This is a genomic window from Methylobrevis albus (assembly GCF_015904235.1).
GTDB classification, from domain to species: Bacteria; Pseudomonadota; Alphaproteobacteria; order Rhizobiales; family Pleomorphomonadaceae; genus Methylobrevis_A; species Methylobrevis_A albus.
In genome coordinates this window covers 1-24,957 of the sequence record NZ_JADZLT010000041.1, presented here as the reverse complement: position 1 = coordinate 24,957, position 24,957 = coordinate 1, and the positions used below count along the sequence as shown (strand labels likewise).

The window sequence follows — 24,957 nt, the reverse complement described above, 5'->3', positions numbered from 1 at the left end:
GACCGATGCTCGCCATGCGCTTTTCCGTCTATGTCTTCGATGCCTACGGCACGCTGTTCGACGTCCACTCCGCCGTGCGCCGCCACGCCGCCGCCCTCGGCCCCGACGCGCAGCGCCTCTCCGAGATCTGGCGCGCGAAGCAGCTCGAATACAGCTGGGTGCGCACGCTCGGCCGGCGCTACCGCAGCTTCTGGCTGCTCACCGAAGACGCGCTCGACTGGGCGTTCACCGCGGTGCCGACCGCCGACCGCGGCCTGCGCGCCGACCTGCTCGACGCCTATGCCAAGCTCGACTGCTATCCGGAGGTGCCGGCGCTGCTCACCGAACTCCGCGACATGGGCGTCAAGATCGCCATCCTCTCCAACGGCTCGCCGAAGATGCTCGACAAGGCCGTGTCGGCGGCCGGCCTCGACGGGCTGTTCGACGAGGTGCTCTCGGTCGACGCCATCCACGTCTACAAGCCCGACCCGCAGGTCTACGACATCGTCACCAATCGCTTCCGGGTGTTCCCGTCCAACGTCTCGTTCCAGTCGTCGAACCGCTGGGACATCGCCGGCGCCAGCGAGTTCGGTTTTCGATCCGTCTGGATCAACCGCATTGGTGCCGCCGACGAATATGCCGAGATGAAGCCGGCCGCCGTGCTGCCGTCGCTGACCGGGCTGACGGCGCTCGGGTGAGGCCGAGCGCCTAGGGTCTCACTCCGCCAGCGCCGCGAGCACCCGCGCCCAGGAGCGCTGGCCCTTCCGGAAACTCTCGAGCTCGTACTTCTCGTTCGGGCTGTGAATGCGGTCGTCGTCGAGGCCGAAGCCGATCATCAGGCTGTCCATGCCGAGCATCGACTTGAACAGGCCGACCACCGGGATCGAACCGCCGGAGCCGACCATGGCGGCCGGGCGGCCCCATTCGTCGGCGAGCGCGGCGAGCGCCTTGTGCAGGGCCGGGCTGTCGTCGTTGAGGCGCAGGCCCGGGCTGCCGCCATGCGGGTGGAACGCGACCCGGGCGTCGGGCGGCAGCCGGTCATGCACGAAGGCGCGGAAGGCGGCGCGGATCTTGTCCGGATCCTGGTCGCCGACGAGGCGGAACGAGACCTTGGCTTTGGCGACCGCCGGCAGCACCGTCTTGAAGCCGTCGCCGGTGTAGCCGCCGGTGATGCCGTTGATCTCGGCGGTCGGGCGTGACCAGACGAGTTCGAGCGCGGAGCGCCCGGCCTCGCCGGCCGAGGTGGTGAGGCCGACGCCGCCGAGGAACGCCGCCTCGTCGAAGCCGAGCGAGGCCCAGTTCGCCTTGATCGCCTCGGAGACCTCGCCGACGCCGTCGTAGAAACCGGGGATCGTCACGCGGCCCTCGTCGTCGTGCAACTCGCCGAGGATCCTGGTCAGGACGCGGATCGGGTTCAGCGCCGGGCCGCCGAACATGCCCGAATGCAGGTCCTTGTCGGCGCAGGCAATGGTGATCTCCTCGCCCACCAGCCCGCGCAGCCGGGTGGTGATCGCCGGCGTCTGCCGGTCCCACATGCCGGTGTCGCAGACGAGGGCGACGTCGGCGCGCAGCTCCTCCGCGGTCGCGGCCATGAACGGCACGAGGCTCGGCGACCCGGACTCCTCCTCGCCCTCGAACAGGATGGTGACGTTGACCGGCAGCCCGCCGATTTCGGCGATGTAGGCCCGCGCCGCCTCGACGAAGGTCATGATCTGGCCCTTGTCGTCCGAGGCGCCGCGGCCGACGATCCGCTGCGATCCGTCGCCGGCGGTCTCGAGCCGCGGCTCGAACGGCGGCGTGGTCCAGAGACCCAGCGGATCGACCGGCTGCACGTCGTAGTGGCCGTAGAACAGCACGTGCGGCTTGCCCGGCGCCTGCTTCCAGTGCGCCACCACCATCGGATGCCCCGGCGTCGACCGCACCGAGGCGTCGAAGCCGATCGCCGCAAGGTCCGCGACCAGCCGCTCGGCCGCATGTGCACAGTCGGCCCGGAAGGCCGGGTCGGTCGAGATCGACGGGATCTTCAGGAGGTCGAACAGCCGCGCGAGGCTGGCGTCGAAATCGGCATCGAGGCGGGTGAGCACGGCGTCGAGGGCTTCGGTCATCGAATCTGGACCTCGCGGGAGAAAGCGGAGTTGGCGCGTCGCCTCAGCGCCTGAGCAGGCTCCCCAGCACGCCGCGGACGACGGCGCGACCGACGCTGGAGCCGACCGAGCCGGCCATCCTCTTGCCGACGTCGGCCGCGACCTTGCCGGCGACCTGGTTGACCACGGTGCGCGTCACATCGCGGGCCATGCGCTGGCCGGTGGTCATCGTGGTGCGCTTGCCCTGGGTCGGGGCGGTGCCGAAGATCGAGCCGATCAGGCCGCCGAGGAAGCCGCCGGCGGGGGGCGCGTTGGCCTGCTCCAGTTTGGCGGTCGCCGCGGCCGAGAGCATCTCGAACGCCGACTCGCGGTCGATCTCCCTGTCATAGATCGCGCCGACCGGGCTCGCCGCCATGATCGCCTGGCGCTCGGCCGGGGCGAGCGGGCCGAGCCGCGACGCCGGCGGCCGGATCAGCGTGCGCTCGACCATCGACGGCACGCCCTTGCCTTCCAGCACCGACACCAGCGCCTCGCCGACGCCGAGCTGGGTGATCACCTCGAAGGCGTTGAAGGCGGGGTTGGGGCGGAAGGTCTCGGCGGCGACGCGCACCGCCTTCTGCTCGCGCGGGGTATAGGCGCGTAGTGCGTGCTGGATGCGGTTGCCGAGCTGGGCGAGCACGCTTTCGGGCACGTCGAGCGGGTTCTGTGTCACGAAATAGACGCCGACGCCCTTTGAGCGGATCAGCTTCACCACCTGCTCGACCTTGTCGACCAGCGCCTTCGGCGCCTCGTCGAACAGAAGGTGCGCCTCGTCGAAGAAGAACACGAGGCGCGGCTGCTCGGGGTCGCCGACCTCGGGTAGTTCCTCGAACAGCTCCGACAGCAGCCAGAGCAGGAAGGTGGCGTAGAGGCGGGGATTGTTGATCAGCTTGTCGGCCGCGAGCACGCTGACGACGCCGCGCCCGTCACGCGTGGTGCGCATCAGGTCGGCGATGTCGAGCGCGGTCTCGCCGAAGAAGTGGTCGGCGCCCTGCTGCTCCAGCACCAGCAACGCGCGCTGGATCGCGCCGATCGACGCCGGGGCGACGTTGCCATAGAGCGCGGAAATCTCGCTCGCACGCTCGGCGACATGGGCGAGCATCGCGCGCAGGTCCTTCAGGTCGAGCAGGAGCAGCCCGTCCTCGTCGGCGATGCGGAAGGCGATGTTGAGCACGCCCTCCTGCACGTCGTTGAGGTTCATCAGCCGGGCGAGCAGCAGCGGACCCATGTCCGAGATCGTGGTGCGGATCGGGTGGCCCTGCTCGCCGAAGAGGTCCCAGAACACGGTCGGGCACGCCTCGAGAGGATAGTCGGCGCCGAGGCCGATCTCATCGGCGCGCTTTTGCAGGAAGTCCTTCGGGGTGCCGGCCTCGGCGATGCCCGAGAGGTCGCCCTTGATGTCGGCGCAGAACACCGGCACGCCGGCCGCCGAGAAGCCCTCGGCGAGGATCTGCAGCGTCACGGTCTTGCCGGTGCCGGTGGCGCCGGTGACCAGCCCGTGCCGGTTGGCGAGTTTCAGTGTGAGGTATTCCGGCTTGCCGCTGCCGCCGATGAAGATCTTGCCGTCCTCGATCATGCCCGCCCCCGCGTCCACCGCCCTTGCGGCCCCGCTGGTTTATAGGACGGGGCGGGCGCGGGAACAATCGAGGCCCATGTCGCTTCTGTGCGCTTGGCGGCGACGCCAATGCGTGCGACGGCGCATGGACTTAAGTCATTTGCCGCATTTGCGCGAGTTTCACTTGTCATCGCCACCTTGGTGGTATCTATGTCGCCGCCACGCAACCCACACAGGAGATGCGGCATGCACGAGCTTGTCACCAGAATTGCGGACAACGTCGGCATCGGCGAAGCGACCGCCGAACAGGCGGTTCGCATCATCCTGAACTTCCTCGACCAGGACGGACCGAGCGACAAGGTCCGCGAACTCGCCACCGACATCGGCCTCTCCGACTGGATCGCGCCCCGCGCCGGCGGTGGCGGACTGCTGGCCGGCCTCGGCAACATGATGGGCGGCGGCGCGATGGCCGCCTTCGCCGAACTCAGCTCCGCCGGCCTCGACGTGACCCAGGTGCAGGGCGTCACGCAGGAATTCGTCGCCTATGCGCGCGAGAAGGCCGGCCCCGACATCGTCGACGAGATCATCAACTCGATCCCGGGCCTGTCGCAGTTCATCTGAGCCGCCTCTTCCCAGCAGATTGCGAGACAGAAGCGCCGCCCACCGGCCGTCCCGGTCGGTGGTTTCGCGGTGCGCCGGACCGGCGCAGATTTGTCCGGACATTACGGTGTTCGAATTGACGGGCGGCGGCTTCGTCCGATAAGTTCGCAAGCATCGACGCCGGTCTCGACGGTTTTCCGCCCACCGGCGGCAACCGGCGCGCGCCGGGCCCACAGGGAGCTCAGGTCCGGGCGCTGCTTCTCGCGTATCCGGGCCCCGTACAATCCGTGATAGAGTTAGGTCTCGTCGCTCTACTCATCCTGCTCAACGGCGTTTTTGCACTCTCCGAAATGGCGCTGGTGTCCTCGCGCCCCGCTCGCCTCAAGGCGATGGCGGATGCGGGACGGGCTGGAGCAACGAGCGCCCTGCGCCTCTCGTCCGATCCCGGACGTTTCCTCTCCACCGTCCAGATCGGCATCACCCTCGTCGGCATCCTCGCGGGTGCGTTTTCCGGTGCCGCGCTCGGTGATCTTCTGTCGACGATCCTGCGGGAAAACGGCGTTTCGGCGGCGGTCGCCGGACCGCTCGGCTTCGGCATCGTCATCGCCTCGATCACCTATCTGTCGCTGGTGATCGGCGAACTGGTGCCCAAGCAGCTCGCGCTGCGCAATCCCGAAGCGATCGCCTGCGCCGTCTCGCCGACGATGACGGTGCTCTCCCGCATCGCGGCGCCCGCCGTGTGGCTGCTCGACCGCTCCACCAGGGTCGCCTTCCGCCTGCTCGGGCAGTCCGGCGCGTCGACCTCGACGGTGACGGAAGAAGAAATCAAGACGATGGTGCTCGAGGCCGAGACCGCCGGCGTGCTGGAAACCCACGAGCGCGAGATGATCGCCGGCGTGCTCCGCCTCGGCGACCGTCCGGTGCGCGGGCTGATGACGCCGCGTACCGAGGTCGACTGGATCGGCCTCGACGAAAGCCCCGCCGCGATCCGGGCGCAGCTGCTGGCGACGCCGCATTCGCGGCTGCCGGTCTCCGAGAGCGACACCGATTCCATGGTCGGCGTGATCCAGGTGAAGGACGTGCTCGCCGCGCTGCTCACCGGCAGCGCCGAGTTCGACCTGCGCAGCTTCGTGCGCACCGCCCCGGTGATTCCCGACACCGTCGACGCGCTCGACATGCTGAAGACGCTGCGCGACGCCGCGGTGCCGATGGTGCTCGTCCACGACGAATACGGCCATTTCGAAGGCGTGGTGACGCCGGCCGACGTGCTCGAGGTGATCGCCGGCGCCTTCCGCTCCGATAGCTACGACGAGGACCCCGACGCGGTGCGTCGCGACGACGGCTCCTGGCTGCTCGCCGGCAGCATGCCGGCCGACGAAATGGCCGACTGCCTCGGCCTGTCGCTGCCGTCCGAGCGCGGCTACCAGACCGTGGCCGGCCTCGTGCTCGCGGGCCTGCGCCATCTGCCGATCACGGGCGAGACCGTCGACATGCTCGGCTGGCGCTTCGAGGTCGTCGACATGGACGGCCGCCGCATCGACAAGGTGCTCGCCTCGCGCGCCGCGGCGGACTGAGCCGCCCGAAGCGCCCCGGCCGCCGCGCGCGGCCGGGCGTGCGACCAGCCGCCACGTTCCGCGGCCTTGCGAACTGATTTCTTTTGCACGCGCGAAGGCTGATAGTCCGGCTGCGGCGTAAGCCGTTCGGCCATCTGTCGCCGTCCGGGGGCGCGGCCTATCCTGCGCCCCGTCAACGATGCCTCGAAAGAAGAGCAAGGGCGATGTCCAGCACCTCTCCGTCTCCGGCCCTGGCCCTGGCACCGGCCGACGCCCCGACGCTCGGCGCCTTCCTCGACCCGGCGATGCCGAAGGCGATGGCGACCGACTGGGAGGCCGCCGTCGCCAAGGCGCTGAAGGGCGGCACGCTCGACGGCATCGCCGCCCGCACCGCCGAGGGCATCGTCGTGCCGCCGCTGTCGGTGCCGCGCCGCGACGCCGTCGCGATCGCCGGCCGCGCAGCCGGCACCCCGTGGACCATCGTGCAGCGGCTCGTCGTCGGGCCGGATGCCGCCGCCGCCAACGCCGCGGCGCTCGACGAGCTCAACGGCGGCGTCGGCGCGCTCGACATCGTGCTGAGCTCCGGCGCCCTGCCCGATCCCGCCCGGCTGTTCGAAGGCGTCTACACCGACCTCATCGACATCCACCTCGCCGGCATCGCGCCGGGCGCGCCGGCGCGGGCCGAGATCGCGAACTTCCTCGCCGCCCGCCGCGGCGACAGCGCCGGCACGCTGCATCTCGGCATCGACCCCTATGCACCGGGCCAGATGGTGGCCGAGTCCGCCGCCGCCGTCTCCGACGCCATCGCGCTCGGCCAGTCGGCCGGGCTGCCCGGCACCTGGCTCACCACCGCCGGCCAGGGCTGGCACGGCGCCGGGGCGACCTCGGCGCAGCAACTCGCCGCGGCGCTGGCGACCACCGCCGAGTACCTGCGGGCCGGCGAGAGCGAAGGCTCGGTCGATCCGGCCGATCTGTTCCGCCGCATCGAATTCCGCATCGTCGCCGACCAGAACCAGTTCCTCACCATCGCCCGGCTGCGCGCCTTCCGCCGGCTGCACACGCTGTTCGCGGAGGCCTGCGGCTTCCGCCCGTCCGCCGCCTTCGTCCACGCCGAGGGCGCGCGGCGCATGCTGACGCGGCGCGATCCGTGGGTGAACATCCTGCGCTCGACGATTGCGGCCTTCTCGGCGGCGATCGGCGGCGCCGACAGCATCGGCACGCTGCCGCACACCGCCGTGCTCGGCCTGCCCGACGACGAGGCCCGCCGGCTGTCGCGCAACGTGCAGACGGTGCTGATGGAAGAATCGAACCTGCACAAGGTGGCCGATCCGGCCGCCGGCAGCGGCGGCATCGAGGCGCTGACCGACGCGCTCGCCGAGGCCGCCTGGGCCGAGTTCCAGCAGATCGAGCGCGAGGGCGGCCTCGCCGCCAGCCTCGCCGCCGGCGCCCTGCCCGCCCGCATCGCGGACGCCGCCGCCGCCTCGCAGAAGGCCGTCGCCCGCCGGCGCGAGCCGATCAGCGGCACCAGCACCTGGCCGCTGCTCACCGAGCGCACCGCCGTCGTCGCCGGCCCGCTGCCCGAGCAGCCCGCCACCCCCGGCCCGGTGCAGCCCTACCGCATCGCCGAGCCGTGGGAGGCGCTGCGCGACGCGTCCGATGCGATTCTTGCCCGCACCGGCGCCCGGCCGCTGATCTACCTCGCCAACCTCGGCCCGATCGCGTCGTTCATCGCGCGCAACAACTGGGCGAAGAACCTCTTTGAAGCCGGCGGCATCGAGACCGCCGGCCGTGAGGCGCACCTCTCCGCGGACAGCGTCGGTCCCGGGTTCGCGGCGAGCGGCGCGCGCATCGCCTGCCTCTGCTCGAACGACGCGACCTATGCCGAGTTCGCCGTTCCGGCGGCAGAGGCGCTGAAGGCCGCCGGTGCCGAACTGGTGCTGATCGCCGGCCGCGCCGGCGAAAGCGAGGCGGCGCTGCGCGCCGCCGGCGTCGACCGCTTCGTGCACGAGGGGCTCGACATGGTCGCACTCCTCACCGACCTTTCCGGCCGCCTCGGCGCCGACGCCGCCACGGGAGCCTGACGATGGCGAAGATCCCCGCATTCGACACCGTCCGCTACGCCCGCCGCGCCCCGGTCGCCGCCGCGCCCGACGACACCGCGCCGTGGATCACGCCCGAGGGCATTCCGGTGCAGCCGGTGTACTCGGCCGCCGATCTCGCCGGCCTCGACCACATCGACAGCTTCCCGGGTCTCGCGCCCTACCTGCGCGGCCCCTATCCGACGATGTACGTGCAGAGCCCGTGGACGATCCGGCAGTATGCCGGCTTCTCCACCGCCGAGGATTCGAACGCCTTCTACCGGCGCAACCTCGAGCAGGGCCAGAAGGGCCTCTCGGTCGCCTTCGACCTCGCCACCCACCGCGGCTACGACAGCGACCATCCGCGCGTGCCGGGCGACGTCGGCATGGCCGGCGTCGCGATCGATTCCATCTACGACACCCGCACCCTGTTCGGTGGCATCCCGCTCGACCAGATGAGTGTGTCGATGACCATGAACGGCGCGGTGCTGCCGGTGCTGGCGCTCTTCGTCGTCGCGGCCGAGGAACAGGGCGTTTCGGCCGACAAGCTGTCAGGGACCATCCAGAACGACATCCTCAAGGAGTTCATGGTCCGCAACACCTACATCTACCCGCCCGCGCCCTCGATGAAGATCATCTCGGACATCTTCGCCTTCACCTCGGAGAAGATGCCGAAGTTCAACTCGATCTCGATTTCCGGCTACCACATGCAGGAAGCCGGGGCGACGGCGGATCTCGAACTCGCCTATACGCTCGCCGACGGCATCGAATACGTGCGCACCGGCATCCGCACCGGCCTGCCCGTCGATCGCTTCGCGCCGCGGCTGTCGTTCTTCTGGGCGATCAGCACCAATTTCTTCATGGAGGTCGCGAAACTCCGCGCCGCGCGGCTGCTGTGGGCGCACCTGATGAAGAAGGAGTTCGATCCGAAGGATCCGCGCTCGCTGTCGCTGCGAACCCATTCGCAGACCTCGGGCTGGTCGCTCACCGCCCAGGACGTCTACAACAACGTGGTGCGCACCGCGGTCGAGGCGATGGCGGCGACGCAGGGGCATACCCAGTCGCTTCATACCAACGGCCTCGACGAGGCGCTGGCGCTGCCGACCGACTTCACCGCCCGCATCGCCCGCAACACCCAGATCGTGCTGCAGGAAGAGAGCGGCACCACCAAGATGATCGATCCCTGGGGCGGCTCGTTCTACATCGAGAAGCTGACCGCGGACCTCGCCGAGAAAGCGCTCGCCCACATCGCCGAAGTCGAAGCGCTCGGCGGCATGGCGAAGGCGATCGAGGCCGGCATTCCGAAGCTGCGCATCGAGGAAGCCGCGGCGAAGACGCAGGCGCGCATCGACAGCGGCGCCCAGCCCGTCATCGGCATCAACAAGTACCGCGTCTCGTCGGAAACCGAGATCGACGTGCTGAAGATCGACAACTCGGCGGTACGCGCGGCGCAGATCGCCAAGCTCGAACGCCTGCGCGCCGAGCGCGATCCGGCCGCGGTCGAGACCGCGCTCGATGCGCTGACCGCCTCGGCGGCGAGCGGCGAGGGCAACCTGCTCGCGCTCTCGATCGAGGCGGCACGGGCGAAGGCGACCGTCGGCGAGATCACCATCGCGATGGAGAAGGTGTTCGGCCGCCACAAGGCCGAGATCCGCTCGATCGCCGGCGTCTACAAGCGTGAGGCCGGGCGCATGCACGACCAGATCGAACAGATCCAGCGGCTCGTCGAACAGTTCGAGGAGGACGAGGGCCGCCGCCCGCGCATCCTCGTCGCCAAGATGGGCCAGGACGGCCACGACCGCGGCCAGAAGGTGATCGCTTCCGCCTTCGCCGACCTCGGCTTCGACGTCGACATCGGCCCGCTGTTCGCAACGCCTGAGGAAGCCGCCCGCCAAGGCGTCGAGAACGACGTGCACATCGTCGGCGTCTCGTCGCTCGCCGCCGGGCACCTGACTTTGGTGCCGGCGCTGAAGGCGGCGCTGGAAGCCGAGGGCCGCGGCGACATCATGATCGTCGTCGGCGGCGTGATCCCGCCGCAGGACTACGACACGCTGATCGCCGCCGGCGCATCGGCGATCTTCCCGCCCGGCACCGTGATCGCGGAAGCCGCCGCCAAGCTCATCCACGAACTCAACCGCCGCCTCGGCCACGCCGAGCAACGCGCGGCGGAGTGAGGTAACCTCTTACCGCATTATTGTAAATCTACGCGGAGAGGAGATGAGGGGTGACGCGGCAAAACCGGTGATGAAAGCGCCGACGCACTTGGGAAGAAAGACCGAGTTTAACCCCTGATTTCATACTCGCCTTTGGATATCATCGGCGTCAAGGACATCGGACGAGACTTCTCTACAATTACCCTGTCATTGACAGTAACGGAGAGTGGCAAGCGAAAGGGCGCGACGACATAGCCGTCGTAGTTCGATGGGCCTTCCTCGGCAGTGTAGGAAAGCCGCAATCCGAGATAGAGAGGAAGAACGAGTTTTTGTCCGATTTCGATCGACTGAGGGACATCTATAATCTCGTCTTGGCCTGATCGACGCGCAATACAGCCGCCATCAGCTAACTCACTCGTCAGGCAATCTCCGTTCTCCTCTGTATCGGCAAAAAAAATATCAATATTCTCCGTGAATTCGCCACCCTCTCCATATGGTCTCAAGATAAAACTCATGCCGGCGATCGAGAAGGAATTTCGATTGGTGACTGAATAACTTACGACATCAATCCAATCTATTACGGCTTTATCGGTACAGTCCTTTAAGTCTCTCTGTCCTTGTTCACTAGACGAAAAACTACAAAATTTATCGATCGCATCACTAGCGCTAAAAGACCAAGCTCTCTCCATGTACGCTGGTGACGCAAACAGAAAATCCGGAAACTGATTGGACAATTCTTGAGCGAAAACGCGCCACGACTTCTCGTAAACTTCTCTACTGCCCGACTCTTGATCAACTAAACTACGCATCGGAAAAATCATATAATTTTCGTCAATCATTATGGGCTGCGGTACGAAGTAGTTCTTAACCTTTTCGACTGCGTCAAAAGAATCTAAAGCGATACCTAGTATCGCGCTGCCAAGAATGATTCCTGCAGGAAGTTCGTAGCCCATTGTGTCTGCCTATGGACGAATGAAAAAAAGTACCACGGTCTGATCGATTGTCAACTTCTCGGGGTGTCAATTGGTCGGTGCAACCAACTAAGTCGAGCAGAAGACGACAGATTTGCCCATTGCCCGAAGCACTGAATTTCTCGGTTCTTCGCCTCTCTCGCTGTTGCTCCGGGCGTCTGCCTCGGAGCCAAACTTAACAGAAGCTTCTCGCTGATCCGGGGCCGCGCCGCCTTCTCCCTCAAGGGGGAAGAGCTTTCGCATGTCCTTGGCCCGAAGAAATATGATCACTCCGCCGCGCGCGCCGCCGCGGCCTGCGCCGGGTACCAGACCACCCGGTTGCGACCCTCCGCCTTCGCCCGGTAGAGCGCCTTGTCGGCGAGCGACATCAGCCAGTCGGTGCGGAAGCCGCCGGGGGCGGCGGCGACGCCGATGCTGACGGTGACGCTGAGGCGGGCGCCGAGGTAGTTGACCTGCTGCGCCTCGACGTAGCGGCGCACCGCGTCGGCGACGAGGGCGGCGTCCTCGGTCTTCTCGATCGTCAGCATCAGCACGAACTCCTCGCCCCCCAGCCGGGCGCTGAGCGCGCCGGTCGTCTCGGCCACCCGCTCCACCGCCGCGGCGGTCCGCTGCAGCACGGCGTCGCCGCAGGCGTGGCCGTAGTCGTCGTTGACGGCCTTGAAGTGGTCGATGTCGATCAGCAGCAGCGCGGCCGGGCGGCCCGACGCCTCATAGCCGCGCGCGGCCTCGGCGAGGAAGCTGCGGCGGTTGCGCAGGCCGGTGAGGTCGTCGTGCCCGGCGAGATGGTGCACCTGCCCGAGGAGCTCGGTCAGGCGCTGCTGCATGCTGAGGAAGATGTAGATCGTCGGGGTGGCGGTGAGGAGCGCGACGCCCGCCCCGATCGCCATGCCGATCCAGAGATCGACGTCGGGAATGAACGGCACGACGAAGACGAGTTCGATCGCGGCGGTCACCAGCATCGACGCGATCACGGCCAGGGCCGTGTAGCGCACCGTGCGACCGAGCAGCGACCGCCGCCCGGCGGCCCGCCCTTCGCCCGGCTTCTCCGCCGCCACCGACTGATCCATGCCATCCCCCGGAACGATAAGTCGTTTTATTTTCCCGCGAACCGATTCGAAAGCCTGTCTGGCGCTTCTTGTGCATGCTCAATTGCAAGGCGGGCCCGGCGGCGCCGTCATTGGGGCGTCGCCGGATCTCGCCAGAATGAACCGATCGCACCCCGCGTCGGCCAAGGAACGGACCGCAGCCCTCCCATGCGTGACTACGACATGATCGTCATCGGCAGCGGCCCGTCGGGTCGCCGCGCCGCCGTCCAGAGCGCCAAGCTCGGCAAGTCCGTCCTCGTCATCGAAAAGGGCCGCCGCGTCGGCGGCGTGTCGGTGCACACCGGCACCATCCCCTCGAAGACGCTGCGCGAGACCGTGCTCAACCTCACCGGCTGGCGCGAGCGCGGCTTCTACGGCCGCGCCTACCGGGTGAAGAAGGACATCCAGGCCGACGACCTGATGCAGCGGCTGTTCAAGACGCTCGACCACGAGGTCGACGTGCTCGAGCACCAGTTTGCGCGCAACGCGGTCGATACGGTGCTCGGCACCGCGCACTTCGTCGACCAGCACCGCATCGCGGTCACCAACGACGCCGGCGAGACCACCGAGTTCGTGGGACGCAACGTGCTGATCGCCGTCGGCACCCGGCCGTTCCGGCCGGACTACGTGCCGTTCGACGGCAGACACGTGCTCGACAGCGACGAGATCGTCGACCTCAGCCGGTTGCCGCGCAGCCTGACCGTGATCGGCGCCGGCGTCATCGGTGTCGAATATGCCACCATCTTCAGCGCCCTCGACGTCGCGGTGACGCTGGTCGAACCGCGCACCAGCTTCCTCGATTTCATCGACCGCGAGATCATCGAGGAATTCACGCACGACCTGCGCGACCGCGGCATCATCATTCGCCTCGGCGACGCGGTGGATTCAATCGAGACCGACGCCGGCGGCTGGCCGGTGGCGAAGCTCGCCGGCGGGCGGCGGGTGCGCTCCGAAATGCTGCTGTTCGCGGCGGGGCGCGTCGGTGCGGTCGACGGGCTCGGCCTCGCGGCGATCGGCGTCGTCACCGACCATCGCGGCCGGCTCACCGTCGACCCGAAGACCTTTCAGACCACCGTGCCGCACATCTACGCCGCCGGCGACGTGATCGGCTTCCCGAGCCTCGCCTCGACCTCGATGGAGCAGGGCCGCGTCGCCGCCTGCCACGCCTTCGAGATGCCGCTGCCGCCGGCGCCGGACTATTTTCCCTACGGCATCTACGCCGTGCCGGAGATCTCGACGGTGGGGATGAGCGAGGAGGAGGTGCGCAAGCGCGGCATTCCCTACGAGTGCGGCATCGCCCGGTTTCGCGAGACCTCGCGCGGCCACATCATGGGCCTCAACACCGGCATGATGAAGATGATCTTCTCGCTGAAGACGCGCCGCCTGCTCGGCTGCCACATCGTCGGCGAAGGCGCGACGGAGCTGATCCACATCGGCCAGGCGGTGCTCAACCTCAAGGGCACCATCGACTATTTCATCGAGAACACGTTCAACTACCCGACGCTCGCCGAAGCCTACAAGATCGCCGGCCTCGATGCCTGGAACCGGATGTCGCGGGCCTGAGCGCACGGCGACGACAGGGAGACCCCCATGCTGACCACCACCACGCCCACCATCGAGGGCCGCCGTATCACCGCCTACCACGGCGTCGTTACCGGCGAGGCGATCCTCGGCGCCAACATCTTTCGCGACATCTTCGCCGGCATCCGCGACATCGTCGGCGGCCGCTCCGGCGCCTACGAGGCCGAACTCCGCCGTGCCCGCGGCATCGCCCTCAGCGAGATGGCCGACGAAGCCCGCGACCTCGGCGCCAACGCCGTGGTCGGCGTCGACCTCGACTACGAGACGGTGGGCAAGGCGGGGTCGATGCTGATGGTGTCGGCGACGGGGACGGCGGTGACGGTGGAGTGAGGGGTTGTGCCGTGGGGCCTCCCCCCTCCCTGTCCCTCCCCCACTTCGCAGGAGAGGGGACGCAGGAGGTTAGGGCTTTGTTTCAACGAGCGTCTCGGTTCGGCGAAGCGCTGGTGAGGCGAAAGCCCCATCGCCCATCGTCCCCTCTCCTGCGCAGCGGGGGAGGGACAGGGAGGGGGAAGCCCCACGGAAAGACACCCCCTTGACGATGTAATCACATCAAATTAATGATCGCATCAACTCGAATGAGCGGCGATCATGGCGCGGGTGACGATCAGGGACGTGGCGGAGGCGGCGGGGGTCAGCGTCGCGACGGTCGACCGTGTCCTCAATGGCCGCGTCGGCCAGGGCTCGCGCAGCGCGCGCCGGGTCGAGGAGGCGATCGCGCGGCTCGGCTATGCGCCGTCGGCGCTGTCGGCCCGCGTCGCGCGCACCGCGAACAGCTTCGTCTTCGTGCTGCCGGACGGGGCGAACCCTTTCGTTGCCGGGCTCGCCGGTGCCGTCGAGCAGCTCGGCGACTGGCTGCCCTTCCCCGGCGCCCGCTACGAGGTGCGCCGGGTCGACGTCTTCGACGGCCCCCGCCTCGGCGCCGTGCTCACCGAACTTGCGGCACTGCCGCTCGCCGGCGTCGCGCTGGTCGCGCTCGACCATCCGGCGGTGCGCGAGGGCATCAACCGCCTTGCGGAGGCGCGCGTGCCGGTGGTGACGCTGGTCTCCGACATGCCCTCCTCGAAGCGCGAGCGCTTCATCGGCATCGACAACACAGCCGCCGGCCGCACGGCCGGCGCGCTGATGGGGCGGTTCCTGGCCGAGCGGCGCGGCAAGGTGGCGATCGTCGCCGGTGCGCTGGCGCTGCGCGACCATGCCGAGCGCCAGCTCGGCTTTCGCCAGGTGCTCGCCGAGGACTTTGCCGACATCGCCGTGGTCGAGGTGCGCGAAGGCCGTGACGAACCGGGGGCGACCCGGGCAGCGACGGCGGCGATCCTCGCCGCGCATCCCGACCTCGCCGGGCTCTACAACGTCGGCGCCGGCAGCGCCGGGGTGGTCGAGGCGGTGGCGGCGGCCGGGCGCACGGGCGCCGTGACGGTGATCGCGCACGAGCTCACCGCCGCCAACCGCACCGCCCTGATCGAGGGGCGCATCGACGCGGTGATCAACCAGGACAGCGGCCACGAGGTGCGCTCGGCGGCGCGGGTGCTGCAGGCGCTCGCCGCCGGCCTGCCGATCGTCGACGCGCAGGAACGCATCCGCATCGACATCTTCCTTCGCGAGAACCTGCCGTAAGGTGCTCTCCCCATAACAAGTCTGATCCGCGTACCGGACAGAAGCGAGGAAACGGCATGTACATCGGTATCGACATCGGCACTTCGTCGGTGAAGTCCCTGCTCATCGACGACGCCCAGCGCATCATCGGCAGCGCCAGCGAGGCGCTCGCGGTGTCGCGGCCGCAGCCGGGCTGGTCGGAGCAGGACCCCGAGGCGTGGATCGCGGCAACCTTCGCCACCCTCGACGCCCTCGCCGCGGCGCACCCCGCCGCGATGGCCGCCGTCACCGGCATCGGGCTGTCGGGCCAGATGCACGGCGCCACCGTGCTCGGCGCCGACGACCGGCCGCTCCGGCCGGCGATCCTCTGGAACGACGGCCGCTCGGCGGCCGAATGCGCGGCGATGGAGGCGAACGAGCCGCGGCTGCGCGCGATCGCCGGCAACGTCGCCGCCCCGGGCTTCACGGCGCCGAAGCTGCTCTGGCTCGCGGCCCACGAGCCGGACGTGTTCGCGGCGATGCGCACGGTGCTGCTGCCGAAGGACTACGTCCGGCTGCACCTCACCGGCGAAAAGGTGTCCGAGATGTCGGATGCCGCCGGCACGCTGTGGCTCGACGTCGCCGGCCGGCGCTGGTCGGACGACCTGCTTGCGGCGACCGGCATGACCCGGGACCAGATGCCTCGCCTCGTCGAGGGCACCGAGCTGTCGGGCCGCCTGCGGCCGGAGCTTTCCCGCCGCTTCGGCATCGACGGCAGCCCGGTGGTCGCCGGCGGCGGCGGCGATAACGCCGCGAGCGCGGTCGGCATGGGCACGGTGACGCCGGGCTCGGCCTTCGTGTCGCTCGGCACCTCCGGCGTCTTGTTCGTCTCGAACGCCAGCTATTCGCCCAACACCGACGGCGGCGTGCACGCCTTCTGCCACGCGGTACCCGGCACCTGGCACCAGATGGGCGTCATTCTCTCCGCGACCGACAGCCTGAACTGGCTCGCGGGACTGCTGAAGACACCGGCCGCCGACCTCACCGCCGCGCTCGGCGACAGCGTCTCGGGCCCGTCGCCGGTGACCTTCCTGCCCTATCTTTCGGGCGAGCGGACCCCGCACAACGACGCCGCCGCCCGCGGCGCCTTCCTCGGCCTCGGCCACGAGGCGGACGCCAAGCTGATGACGCAGGCGGTGCTCGAGGGCGTCGGCTTCGCCTTCCGCGACTGCCTGCGCGTGCTCGCCGATGCCGGCACCACGGTGACGCGCGCCTCGGCGATCGGCGGCGGCTCGCGCTCCAAGCTCTGGCTGCAGATCATGGCCGACATCCTCGACCTGCCGCTCGACGTGCCGCAGGACGGCGATTTCGGCGGCGCCTTCGGTGCGGCGCGGCTCGGCCTGATCGCCGCCACCGGCGCCGACTTCACCAGCGTCGCCACCCCGCCGCCCACCGCCTTCGTCACCGAGCCGGACGCCGGCCGCGCCCGCGCCTATGCCGACCGCTACGCCCGCTACCGGGCCCTCTATCCCGCCATCAAGGAGGCATTGAACTGACATGAGCACCGGATTCTTCGGCGACATCACGCCGATCAAGTATGAAGGCCCCGAGAGCAGCAATCCGCTCGCCTTCCGCTGGTACGACAAGAACAAGGTCGTGCTCGGCAAGCGCATGGAGGACCACCTCCGCTTCGCCGTCTGCTACTGGCACTCGCTCGCCTTCGCCGGCCTCGATCCGTTCGGCGGCGCCACCTTCGAGCGGCCGTGGTTCGCTCCCGGCGACGAGATGGCGATGGCGAAGCTCAAGGCCGAGGTCGGCTTCGAGCTGTTCACGCTGCTCGACGTGCCGTTCTTCACCTTCCACGACCGCGACATCGCGCCGGAGGGCGCGAGCCTCGCCGAATCGAACAAGAACGTCCGCACCATCGCCGACATCTTTGCGAAGAAGATCGAGGAGACCGGTGTCGAGCTGCTCTGGGGCACCGCGAACCTCTTCTCCAACCGCCGCTTCATGGCGGGCGCGGCCTCGAACCCCGATCCGGACATCTTCATGTACGCCGCGGCGCAGGTGAAGAACGTGTTCGACGTCACCCGCGAGCTCGGCGGCCAGAACTACGTGCTGTGGGGCGGCCGTGAAGGCTACGAGACGCTGCTCAACACCTCGCTTAAGCGCGAGCTCGACCAGCTCGGCCGCTTCCTGTCGATGGTCGTCGACTACAAGCACAAGACCGGCTTCCAGGGCGCGATCCTGATCGAGCCGAAGCCGATGGAGCCCTCGACGCACCAGTACGACTTCGACGTCGCCACCGTGTACGGCTTCCTCAAGGCCTACGGCCTCGAGAAGGAAGTGCAGGTCAACATCGAGCAGAACCACGCCGTGCTCGCCAAGCACACCTTCGAGCACGAGCTGGCGCTCGCCAACGCGCTCGGCATCTTCGGCTCGGTCGATCTCAACCGCGGCAGCTACACCGCGGGCTGGGACACCGACCAGTTCGGCATGAACGTGCCGGAGCTGACGCTGGCGATGATCGAGATCCTGCGCGCCGGCGGCTTCACCACGGGCGGCTTCAACTTCGACGCCAAGGTGCGGCGCCAGTCGCTCGACGCCGAGGACCTGCTGCTCGGCCACGTCGGCTCGATGGACGCGATGGCGCGGGCGCTGGTCGCCGCCGCGGCGATCGTCGAGGACGGCACCCTCGACGCCCATGTCGAGACGCGCTACGCGGGCTGGGAAGGCGACCTGCCGAAGGCGATCCTCGCCGGCGAAAAGACGCTGGACGACCTCGCCGCCCACGTCGAGACGACCGGGCTTGACCCGAAGCCGGTGTCGGGCAAGCAGGAATATCTCGAGAACCTGATCAACCGCTTCTGCTGACGGCAAAGCCGCACGCGCGCGGTGATCGGCAGACAAAAAAAGGCCGGACGGCAATCGCCGTCCGGCCTTTTCGCTTCATGCAGCCGGGATGCGGGGGGACATCAGGGCTGCACGATCCCGGTCGCGACAGAGTGGACGGCGATGTCGCCGTCCACTCTCCGCTCCGCGGATGGGAGGGGCCGCGGCCGGGTCAGGGGCGACCTGCGGCCTTTGGCTCCGCTGGAGAAGGTGGTCAGATCGCCGGGGGGCGACGGCCGGTGATCAGGCCGTAGACCAGCGAGATCACGAAGAGGACGATCGCGACGAAGAAGATCAGCTTCGCGATGCCGACAGCCGTACCGGCGATACCGCCGAAACCGAGAACTGCCGCAATCAGAGCGACGACGAGAAAGGTGAGAGCCCAACCGATCATGGTGATTCTCCTTGTATTGAACTTTCCTTAGTGACCTCGGATGCGCGGCGACGTCGTGCATCGGTTCTGGCGAGTCAACGGAGCCGGTCGCGAAAGGTTCCGTGGTCATCTGACGCGGTTGTGAACGAAGCGGGAGCAGCGGGGCGCAGCCTTGGCGCGCGGGCGCCCGGTCGCCGTCCGTGCGCGCCCTTGCCCCCTCCCCCGCCCGGCCCTATCGTCGCCGCCTTGCTCGAAACCTTGCGGAAACTCCATGAAGCCGACCAATCCGATCTTCACCGGCATGCCGACCACGATCTTCGAGGCGATGTCGGCGCTCGCGCGCGAGACGGGCGCGATCAACCTCGGCCAGGGCTTTCCCGACGTCGACGGGCCGGAGGAGATCCGCCGCAAGGCGGCGGAGGTCGCGGTCGACGGGCCGAACCAGTACCCGTCGATGATGGGCATCCCGGAACTCCGCCAGGCGGTGGCGGCGGCCAACCGACGCTTCTACGGCCTCGACGTCGACTGGCAGCGCGAGGTGCTGGTCACCTCGGGCGCCACCGAGGCGCTCGCCGACGCGATCTTCGGCCTCGTCGCGCCCGGCGACGAGGTGATCGTCATCGAGCCCTATTACGATTCCTACGTGCCGATCATCCGCCAGGCCGGCGGCACGCCGGTGTTCGTGCGCATCACGCCGCCCGAATGGGCGCTCGACGCCGACCGGCTCGCGGCCGCCTTCGGCCCGAAGACCAAGGCGATCATCCTCAACGATCCGATGAACCCGGCCGGCAAGGTGTTCTCCGAGGCCGAGCTCGGCCTCATCGCAGAACTCTGCCTGAAGCACGACGCCTATGTGATCGCCGACGAGGTTTACGAGCACCTGACCTTCGACGGCCTGAAGCACCAGACGCTGATGAGCTTTCCCGGCATGCGCGAGCGCGTCGTGCGCATCGGCTCGGCGGGCAAGACCTTCTCGCTGACCGGCTGGAAGATCGGCTACATCACCGCGGCGCCGAATCTGCTGGGGCCGATCGCGAAAGCGCACCAGTTCATCACCTTCACGACGCCGCCCAACCTGCAGGCGGCCGTGGCACTCGGGCTCGGCATGGACGACGCCTATTTCACCGACCTCGCCGCGTCACAGGCCGCCAAGCGCGACCGGCTCTCGGCCGGCCTCGCCGACGCCGGCTTCGTCGTGATGCCCTGCCAGGGCACCTATTTCGTCACCACCGACACCGGCCCGCTCGGCATCGACGACGATGCCGAGGCCTGCCGCCGGCTGACGCGCGAGGCCGGCGTCGCCGCCGTGCCGGTGTCGGCCTTCTATGCCGGCGATGCGCCGACCCGCTTCATCCGCTTCTGCTTCTGCAAGCGCGACGAGGTGCTGGACGCCGCCGTCGAGCGGCTCGGCCGCTGGCTGAAGCGCGCCGCCTGATCCCCCCGGGAGCATTTTTCCGCATGAGCAACCCGATCCTCGTCGAAGTCACCCGCGGCGGTGTCGTCGAAAGCCGCCATCGCGGCGCGGTCGCCGTGGTCGACGCGGACGGCCGCACGCTGCTGTCGCTCGGCGACGTCGACCTGCCGGTGTTCCCGCGCTCGGCGGTGAAGGCGTTCCAGGCGCTGCCGCTGTTCGAGAGCGGCGCCGCCGCGCGCTTTGGGCTGACGGATGCCCAGATCGCGCTCGCCTGTTCGTCGCACAACGGCGAGCAGCGCCATGTCGAGACCGCGCGCGCGATGCTCGCCGCCGCAGGCCGCGACGAGGGCTGCCTTGCCTGCGGGCCGCAGCCGCCCGAGCGCGAGGCCGACAAGGCGCGGCTCGCGCGGATGCAGGCGCGGCCGGGCCGCATCCACAACAACTGCTCGGGCAAGCACGCCGGCTTCGTCTGCGCCGCGGTGGCGATGGGCGCCGATCCCGCCGGCTACAACGAGCGCGGCCACCCGCTGATGGAGGCAGTGATCGACGCCGTCGCCACGATGACCGGCGCGCCGCTCGCCGAAGACCTCTGCGGCACGGACGGCTGCTCGATCCCGACCTTCGCGGTGCCGCTCACCCATCTCGCGCACGGCTTCGCCCGCTTTGCCACCGGCACCGGCCTCGCGCCCGAGCGGGCGAAGGCGGCGGCGCGGATCCGCGCGGCGGTCGCCGCCGAGCCGTTCATGGTCGCCGGCACCGGGCGGTTCTGCACGAGGTCGATGGAACTGCTCGGCACCCGCGCGTTCGTGAAGACCGGCGCGGAGGGTGTGTTCACGGCCGCCCTGCCCGAGCGCGGTCTCGGCATCGCGGTCAAGATCGACGACGGCGCCGCCCGCGCCTCGGAGGTGGTGACGGCGGACCTGCTCGCCGCCCTGCTCGGCCTCGGCGACGAGCTCGCCGCGTTGCAGCGGCCGGCGATCGTCAGCCGCAACAAGGAGCACGTCGGTGATCTCCGCGCGGCGTCGGCCCTGACGGCCGCAATCGCCGGGCTGCCCACCAGCTGACGCAAGCCTCGCCGGGCGCAACTCGAACTTTTACTCAAACAATGAGTTGTATGGTTCGTCCGTGTTGAACAGGCGAGATGGCGAGATGCATTCTCAAGTCAGGTGCGAGGGCTGCCGGAATGGCGCCGGCTTCGATCTACCGATCACGATGGCGTTCCAGCCGATCGTGAACGTGGTCGAGGGCAGCGTCTTCGCCCAGGAAGCTCTCGTGCGCGGTGCCAACGGCGCCGGCGCCGGGCAGGTCCTCGCCCAGGTCTCCGACGACAATCGCTACGCCTTCGACCAGACCTGCAGGGTCAAGGCGATCGAAATCGCCGCCGACCTCGGCTTCGGCGATGACGGAACCTACCTTTCGATCAACTTCCTTCCGAACGCGGTCTACGAGCCCAACGCCTGCATCCGCCTGACGCTGGCAACCGCGACGAAGTTCAAATTCCCGCTGGATCGCATCATCTTCGAGTTCACCGAAAGCGAGAAACTCGACGCCGGCCACCTCCTGAACATCCTCGAGACCTACCGGGCGATGGGGTTCAAGACGGCGATCGACGACTTCGGTTCGGGCTATTCGGGCCTCTTGATCCTGTCGAAGTTCCAGCCCGATTTCGTCAAGATCGACATGGACCTCGTGCGTGACATCGACACCGACCGCGTCAAGCGGTCGATCCTCAAGGGCACCCTCGGCATCCTCGCCGACCTCGGCGTGACGACGATCTGCGAAGGCATCGAAACCTACGACGAGTATGCGGTGCTGCGCGACCTGGGCGTCGACCTGATGCAGGGCTACTACTTCGGGCGGCCATCCGTCGCGGCGCTGACCCCGCCGGTGTTCCCGCAGTCCCGGACCGCGCCGTCCGCCTGATCCGGGTCGGACCAGCCCCCTAGTCCGCGAGGCGCGGGCGCCTGTCGACGGGATTGTCGGCGATCGTCGCGCGGATGCCTTCGGCCGGAGCCGGACAGCTCGGCGCGACCGGCGCCGCCTCGGACGGCCGCACGCACAGCGCATTCACGGCCGGTTTGCGCGCGGTGCGCGACTGTGCCGGGGCCAGCATCAGCGCGGTGCCTATGCTGGCGAGAGTGCCATAAAGAAACGCCCTGCGATCCATTTCGGTGCTCCGCCACGTGCCCCGCGTCTACAGAGCAAGAGCCGTTCCGCTCCGGGTCACCGGCGGTCACTTTCTGGCGGGACGGGCTCAGAGGCCGAGCATTTCCGCGATTTCCGCGGCGGCGAGCGAGGCGGCCATGCGGCCGGCCTTCACCGCGCCCTCGCGCTCGGCGACCGCACTGCGGATTGCCGGGTCGCGGGCGAGACGCTCGTGGAAGCGGTCGAAGATCATCTCGCGCATCCAGTGCACCTGCTGCGCCTGACGCTTCGCCGCGAAGCGGCCGGTCTTCTGCGTCACGTCGCGGTAGCGCTCGATCTCGGCCCAGAGCGCGTCGAGGCCCTCGTTGGCGAGGCCCGACACCGTGATCACCGGCGGCGACCAGTCGGGCGAGGCCGGGGCGAGGATGTGCAGCGCGGCGCGATATTCCGACGCCGCCGCCCGGGCGCGCATTGCGCCGTCGCCGTCGGCCTTGTTGACGGCGATCATGTCGGCGATCTCGAGCACGCCCTTCTTGATGCCCTGCAACTCGTCGCCGGCGCCCGGCAGCATCAGCACGAGGAAGAAGTCGACCATCTCGGCGACCGTCGTCTCCGACTGGCCGACGCCGACGGTTTCGACCAGCACCACGTCGAAGCCCGCCGCCTCGCAGAGCAGCATGGTCTCGCGGGTCTTCGCCGCGACGCCGCCGAGCGTGCCGGCCGAGGGCGACGGCCGGACATAGGCGTTGCGGTCGACGGCGAGGCGCGCCATCCGCGTCTTGTCGCCGAGGATCGAGCCGCCGGTGCGCGACGACGACGGGTCGACCGCGAGCACCGCCACCTTGTGGCCGGCGGCGGTGAGGTTGGAGCCGATCTGGTCGATCGTCGTCGACTTGCCGACCCCCGGCACGCCGGTGATGCCGACGCGCAGCGCGCCGCCGGTCTCGGCGAGGAGTTCCTGCAGCAGTTCGCGCGCCAGCGCCTGGTGCGCGGGCTTGCGCGATTCGACCAGCGTGATGGCGCGGGCGAGCATCGCCCGGTCGCCGGCCCGGATGCCGCGGGCGAGCTTGTCGAGGTCGAGCGGCGCGGGGCCGTGGGCATGGGCGTTCACGAGGCGGCTCCGGGCGTCCAGACGATGCGTTGCAGGGCTGCGCCCGCCATCGTCGCCGGGTCGGGCAGGTGGTCGGTCGCCTCGTAGTTCGGGATCGAATAGACCAGCGTCACGGCCGGGGCGCCGCGCGCCGCGCAGATCGGCATGCCGCGCCAGTTGCCGATGCCGGGACGGCACAGGCTGGCGTCCTGCCGCGCCTCGGCGAACGACATGCCGATGCGCTCGCCGTTCGGGCCGGCTGCGTGATGGGTGACGACGTGCACCGCCCCGATCGCGCCGCTGCCGGCCGGGATCACCTGCAGCACCTGCAGCCCGTCCTTGAAGGCGGCGAGCGCGGTCGCGGTGCTGGTCTCGCCGGCCATGGTGACGTCTTCGACCGTGAAGCCCGGCAGCGCCGCCTCGAGCGCGGCACGGCTCGCCGGCGTCGCGGCGTTGATCGGGCCGACCCCGGCTTCACCGGCGATCAGCAGCGTTTCGGTCGGGACGGAGGCGATGTCCTCGACGGAGGCGGCACAGCCGGCGAGCATCAGGGCCGGCAGCGCCAGCGCGAACACCGGCACGGCGATCACGACACGGCGGGCGGACAGCGGGCGGAGGCCATTTCGAGACATAACTGCCGATAGCATGCCCCCCACGGCCCGCAAAGCGGCGACTGGACGCGGCCCCGGCGTTTTCCCCGCCGCACGCCGCATCGCGCCCGCCGAACCCCCGTTGCGGCAGTCGGCCGCAGCCGCTACAGGATCGGGCGACAGACCGAGAAGAAGGCACGGCAAATGCTCCTCTCCTGTGGCGACGCCCTGATCGATTTCGTTCCCGCCAAGACCGCCGACGGCGCCGACGCCTACCGCTATGTGGTCGGCGGCTCGTGCCTCAACATCGCCGTCGCCATGTCGCGCCTCGGCGCGCCGACCGGCATGGTCGCCGGCGTCTCGACCGACATGTTCGGCGAGATGATCGCCGCCCACCTCGCCGCCTCGAAGGTCGATCTCGGCTATCTCACCCGCGCCGACGCCGAGACCACCCTCGCCTTCGTCAAGCTCGTCAACGGCGAGGCGCATTACGCCTTCTATGACGAGACGACGGCGGCGCGGAACTGGCACTTTGCCGCCGGATCGATCCCGTTCGACCAGGTCGCCGTGGTGCACGTCGGCTCGACGACGCTGGTGAACGACCCGTCGTCGGCGGAGTATCGCAAGCTGGTCGCGGCGGCCCGGCCGCACACTATCGTCTCGCTCGATCCGAACTGCCGCCCGAGCCTGACGAAGAGCCGTGACGACTACCGCCAGCGCATGGAGGACTTCATGCGCGACACCGACATCCTGCGCATGTCGGACGCCGACTTCGAATACCTCTACGACGGCGCCGACTGGGACGCGAAGGCGGCCGAGTGGCTCGGCATGGGCATCCGGCTCGTCGCGGTGACGCGCGGCGGCGACGGGGTGGTGCTCTATCACGCCAGCGCCGGGCGCATAGAGGTCGCCGCCGCCAAGGTGACCGTGGCCGACACCATCGGCGCCGGCGACACCTTCCAGGCGGGGCTGCTGGTCGCGCTCTATGAAGGCGGGTTCCTCGACCGCGACCGGCTCGCCGCGATGACGGCGGACGAGATTTCCGCGGCCGCCAGCTTCGGCATCCGCGCCGCCGCCATCACCGTGTCGCGTCCGGGCGCCAACCCGCCGTGGCGGCACGAACTCGGCTGAGGCCGGGTCGGCGCGGGGTCGCCGACTTTTCACAGGGCGGATGGAGGTGTCCGTCGTGTGGCCTCCCCCCTC

The 24,957-nt window shown here is 69.0% G+C and carries 22 protein-coding genes; 14 read left to right on the top strand and 8 right to left on the bottom strand.

Annotated elements, in window-relative coordinates:
- The first annotated feature begins 14 nt into the window (after positions 1 to 14).
- Entirely contained in the window at positions 15 to 677 is a 663-nt protein-coding gene (locus I5731_RS04570; protein WP_197310192.1) for a haloacid dehalogenase type II, read from the top strand.
- 18 nt (positions 678 to 695) lie between these two features.
- Here I5731_RS04570 and I5731_RS04565 read toward each other — a convergent pair whose 3' ends face one another.
- Together I5731_RS04565 and I5731_RS04560 are read right to left on the bottom strand one after the other, a co-directional pair.
- Complete coding sequence (locus I5731_RS04565) at positions 696 to 2,084, bottom strand: dipeptidase (RefSeq protein ID WP_197310191.1); 1,389 nt, start codon at positions 2,082 to 2,084, stop codon at positions 696 to 698.
- Positions 2,085 to 2,127: 43 nt separating this feature from the next.
- Positions 2,128 to 3,678 carry a helicase HerA-like C-terminal domain-containing protein gene (locus I5731_RS04560; RefSeq protein WP_197310190.1) on the bottom strand — a complete coding sequence of 517 codons (1,551 nt, stop codon included), beginning with the start codon at positions 3,676 to 3,678 and terminating at the stop codon, positions 2,128 to 2,130.
- A 225-nt stretch (positions 3,679 to 3,903) separates the two neighbouring features.
- Between I5731_RS04560 and I5731_RS04555 the strand changes: the two genes are divergently transcribed.
- The 4 genes from I5731_RS04555 (at position 3,904) to scpA (ending at position 10,062) form a co-directional block, all read left to right on the top strand.
- Entirely contained in the window at positions 3,904 to 4,278 is a 375-nt protein-coding gene (locus tag I5731_RS04555) for a DUF2267 domain-containing protein (protein WP_197310189.1), read from the top strand.
- A 266-nt stretch (positions 4,279 to 4,544) separates the two neighbouring features.
- Positions 4,545 to 5,831, top strand: coding sequence for a hemolysin family protein (locus I5731_RS04550; RefSeq protein ID WP_197310188.1), 1,287 nt, complete (start codon positions 4,545 to 4,547; stop codon positions 5,829 to 5,831).
- A 203-nt stretch (positions 5,832 to 6,034) separates the two neighbouring features.
- Positions 6,035 to 7,891, top strand: coding sequence for a methylmalonyl-CoA mutase family protein (locus I5731_RS04545; protein WP_197310187.1), 1,857 nt, complete (start codon positions 6,035 to 6,037; stop codon positions 7,889 to 7,891).
- Between the two features lie 2 nt (positions 7,892 to 7,893).
- On the top strand, positions 7,894 to 10,062 hold the full coding sequence (gene scpA / locus I5731_RS04540) for a methylmalonyl-CoA mutase (protein ID WP_197310186.1): 2,169 nt from the start codon (positions 7,894 to 7,896) through the stop codon (positions 10,060 to 10,062).
- A gap of 107 nt (positions 10,063 to 10,169) precedes the next feature.
- Here scpA and I5731_RS04535 read toward each other — a convergent pair whose 3' ends face one another.
- A complete protein-coding gene (locus tag I5731_RS04535; RefSeq protein WP_197310185.1) occupies positions 10,170 to 10,994 on the bottom strand; it encodes a hypothetical protein in 825 nt (274 codons plus the stop codon).
- A 284-nt stretch (positions 10,995 to 11,278) separates the two neighbouring features.
- Positions 11,279 to 12,079, bottom strand: coding sequence for a GGDEF domain-containing protein (locus I5731_RS04530; protein ID WP_197310184.1), 801 nt, complete (start codon positions 12,077 to 12,079; stop codon positions 11,279 to 11,281).
- Between the two features lie 186 nt (positions 12,080 to 12,265).
- On the opposite strand from I5731_RS04530, the gene sthA reads away from it, so the two are divergent.
- The 5 genes from sthA (at position 12,266) to xylA (ending at position 18,124) form a co-directional block, all read left to right on the top strand.
- Positions 12,266 to 13,660, top strand: a complete 1,395-nt coding sequence (gene sthA, locus I5731_RS04525) for a Si-specific NAD(P)(+) transhydrogenase (protein WP_197310183.1) — start codon at positions 12,266 to 12,268, stop codon at positions 13,658 to 13,660.
- Between the two features lie 27 nt (positions 13,661 to 13,687).
- A complete protein-coding gene (locus I5731_RS04520; RefSeq protein WP_197310182.1) occupies positions 13,688 to 14,008 on the top strand; it encodes a heavy metal-binding domain-containing protein in 321 nt (106 codons plus the stop codon).
- A gap of 258 nt (positions 14,009 to 14,266) precedes the next feature.
- Positions 14,267 to 15,292: a LacI family DNA-binding transcriptional regulator gene (locus I5731_RS04515; protein WP_197310181.1), complete on the top strand. Its 1,026-nt coding sequence runs from the start codon at positions 14,267 to 14,269 to the stop codon at positions 15,290 to 15,292.
- A 56-nt stretch (positions 15,293 to 15,348) separates the two neighbouring features.
- Entirely contained in the window at positions 15,349 to 16,806 is a 1,458-nt protein-coding gene (gene xylB, locus I5731_RS04510) for a xylulokinase (protein WP_197310180.1), read from the top strand.
- 1 nt (position 16,807) lies between these two features.
- Positions 16,808 to 18,124, top strand: coding sequence for a xylose isomerase (gene xylA / locus I5731_RS04505; RefSeq protein WP_197310179.1), 1,317 nt, complete (start codon positions 16,808 to 16,810; stop codon positions 18,122 to 18,124).
- A gap of 232 nt (positions 18,125 to 18,356) precedes the next feature.
- Here xylA and I5731_RS04500 read toward each other — a convergent pair whose 3' ends face one another.
- The gene (locus I5731_RS04500; protein WP_197310178.1) at positions 18,357 to 18,536 is read right to left on the bottom strand and encodes a DUF1328 domain-containing protein; all 180 of its coding nucleotides are present in this window, start codon (positions 18,534 to 18,536) and stop codon (positions 18,357 to 18,359) included.
- A 250-nt stretch (positions 18,537 to 18,786) separates the two neighbouring features.
- Between I5731_RS04500 and I5731_RS04495 the strand changes: the two genes are divergently transcribed.
- From I5731_RS04495 to I5731_RS04485, 3 genes are all read left to right on the top strand, one after another.
- Entirely contained in the window at positions 18,787 to 19,950 is a 1,164-nt protein-coding gene (locus tag I5731_RS04495) for an aminotransferase (protein ID WP_197310177.1), read from the top strand.
- Between the two features lie 23 nt (positions 19,951 to 19,973).
- Complete coding sequence (locus I5731_RS04490; RefSeq protein ID WP_197310176.1) at positions 19,974 to 20,993, top strand: asparaginase; 1,020 nt, start codon at positions 19,974 to 19,976, stop codon at positions 20,991 to 20,993.
- Between the two features lie 148 nt (positions 20,994 to 21,141).
- A complete protein-coding gene (locus I5731_RS04485) occupies positions 21,142 to 21,852 on the top strand; it encodes an EAL domain-containing protein (protein WP_235981541.1) in 711 nt (236 codons plus the stop codon).
- A gap of 19 nt (positions 21,853 to 21,871) precedes the next feature.
- On the opposite strand, the gene I5731_RS04480 is transcribed toward I5731_RS04485, so the two are convergent.
- The 3 genes from I5731_RS04480 to I5731_RS04470 form a co-directional block, all read right to left on the bottom strand.
- Positions 21,872 to 22,096: a hypothetical protein gene (locus tag I5731_RS04480; RefSeq protein WP_197310174.1), complete on the bottom strand. Its 225-nt coding sequence runs from the start codon at positions 22,094 to 22,096 to the stop codon at positions 21,872 to 21,874.
- An 87-nt stretch (positions 22,097 to 22,183) separates the two neighbouring features.
- On the bottom strand, positions 22,184 to 23,185 hold the full coding sequence (meaB, locus tag I5731_RS04475) for a methylmalonyl Co-A mutase-associated GTPase MeaB (protein WP_197310173.1): 1,002 nt from the start codon (positions 23,183 to 23,185) through the stop codon (positions 22,184 to 22,186).
- The gene (locus tag I5731_RS04470; RefSeq protein ID WP_197310172.1) at positions 23,182 to 23,811 is read right to left on the bottom strand and encodes a DUF1131 family protein; all 630 of its coding nucleotides are present in this window, start codon (positions 23,809 to 23,811) and stop codon (positions 23,182 to 23,184) included. The genes meaB and I5731_RS04470 overlap by 4 nt, the downstream gene beginning before the upstream one ends.
- A 147-nt stretch (positions 23,812 to 23,958) precedes the next feature.
- Between I5731_RS04470 and I5731_RS04465 the strand changes: the two genes are divergently transcribed.
- The gene (locus I5731_RS04465) at positions 23,959 to 24,885 is read left to right on the top strand and encodes a carbohydrate kinase family protein (protein ID WP_197310171.1); all 927 of its coding nucleotides are present in this window, start codon (positions 23,959 to 23,961) and stop codon (positions 24,883 to 24,885) included.
- The last annotated feature ends 72 nt before the right edge of the window (positions 24,886 to 24,957 follow it).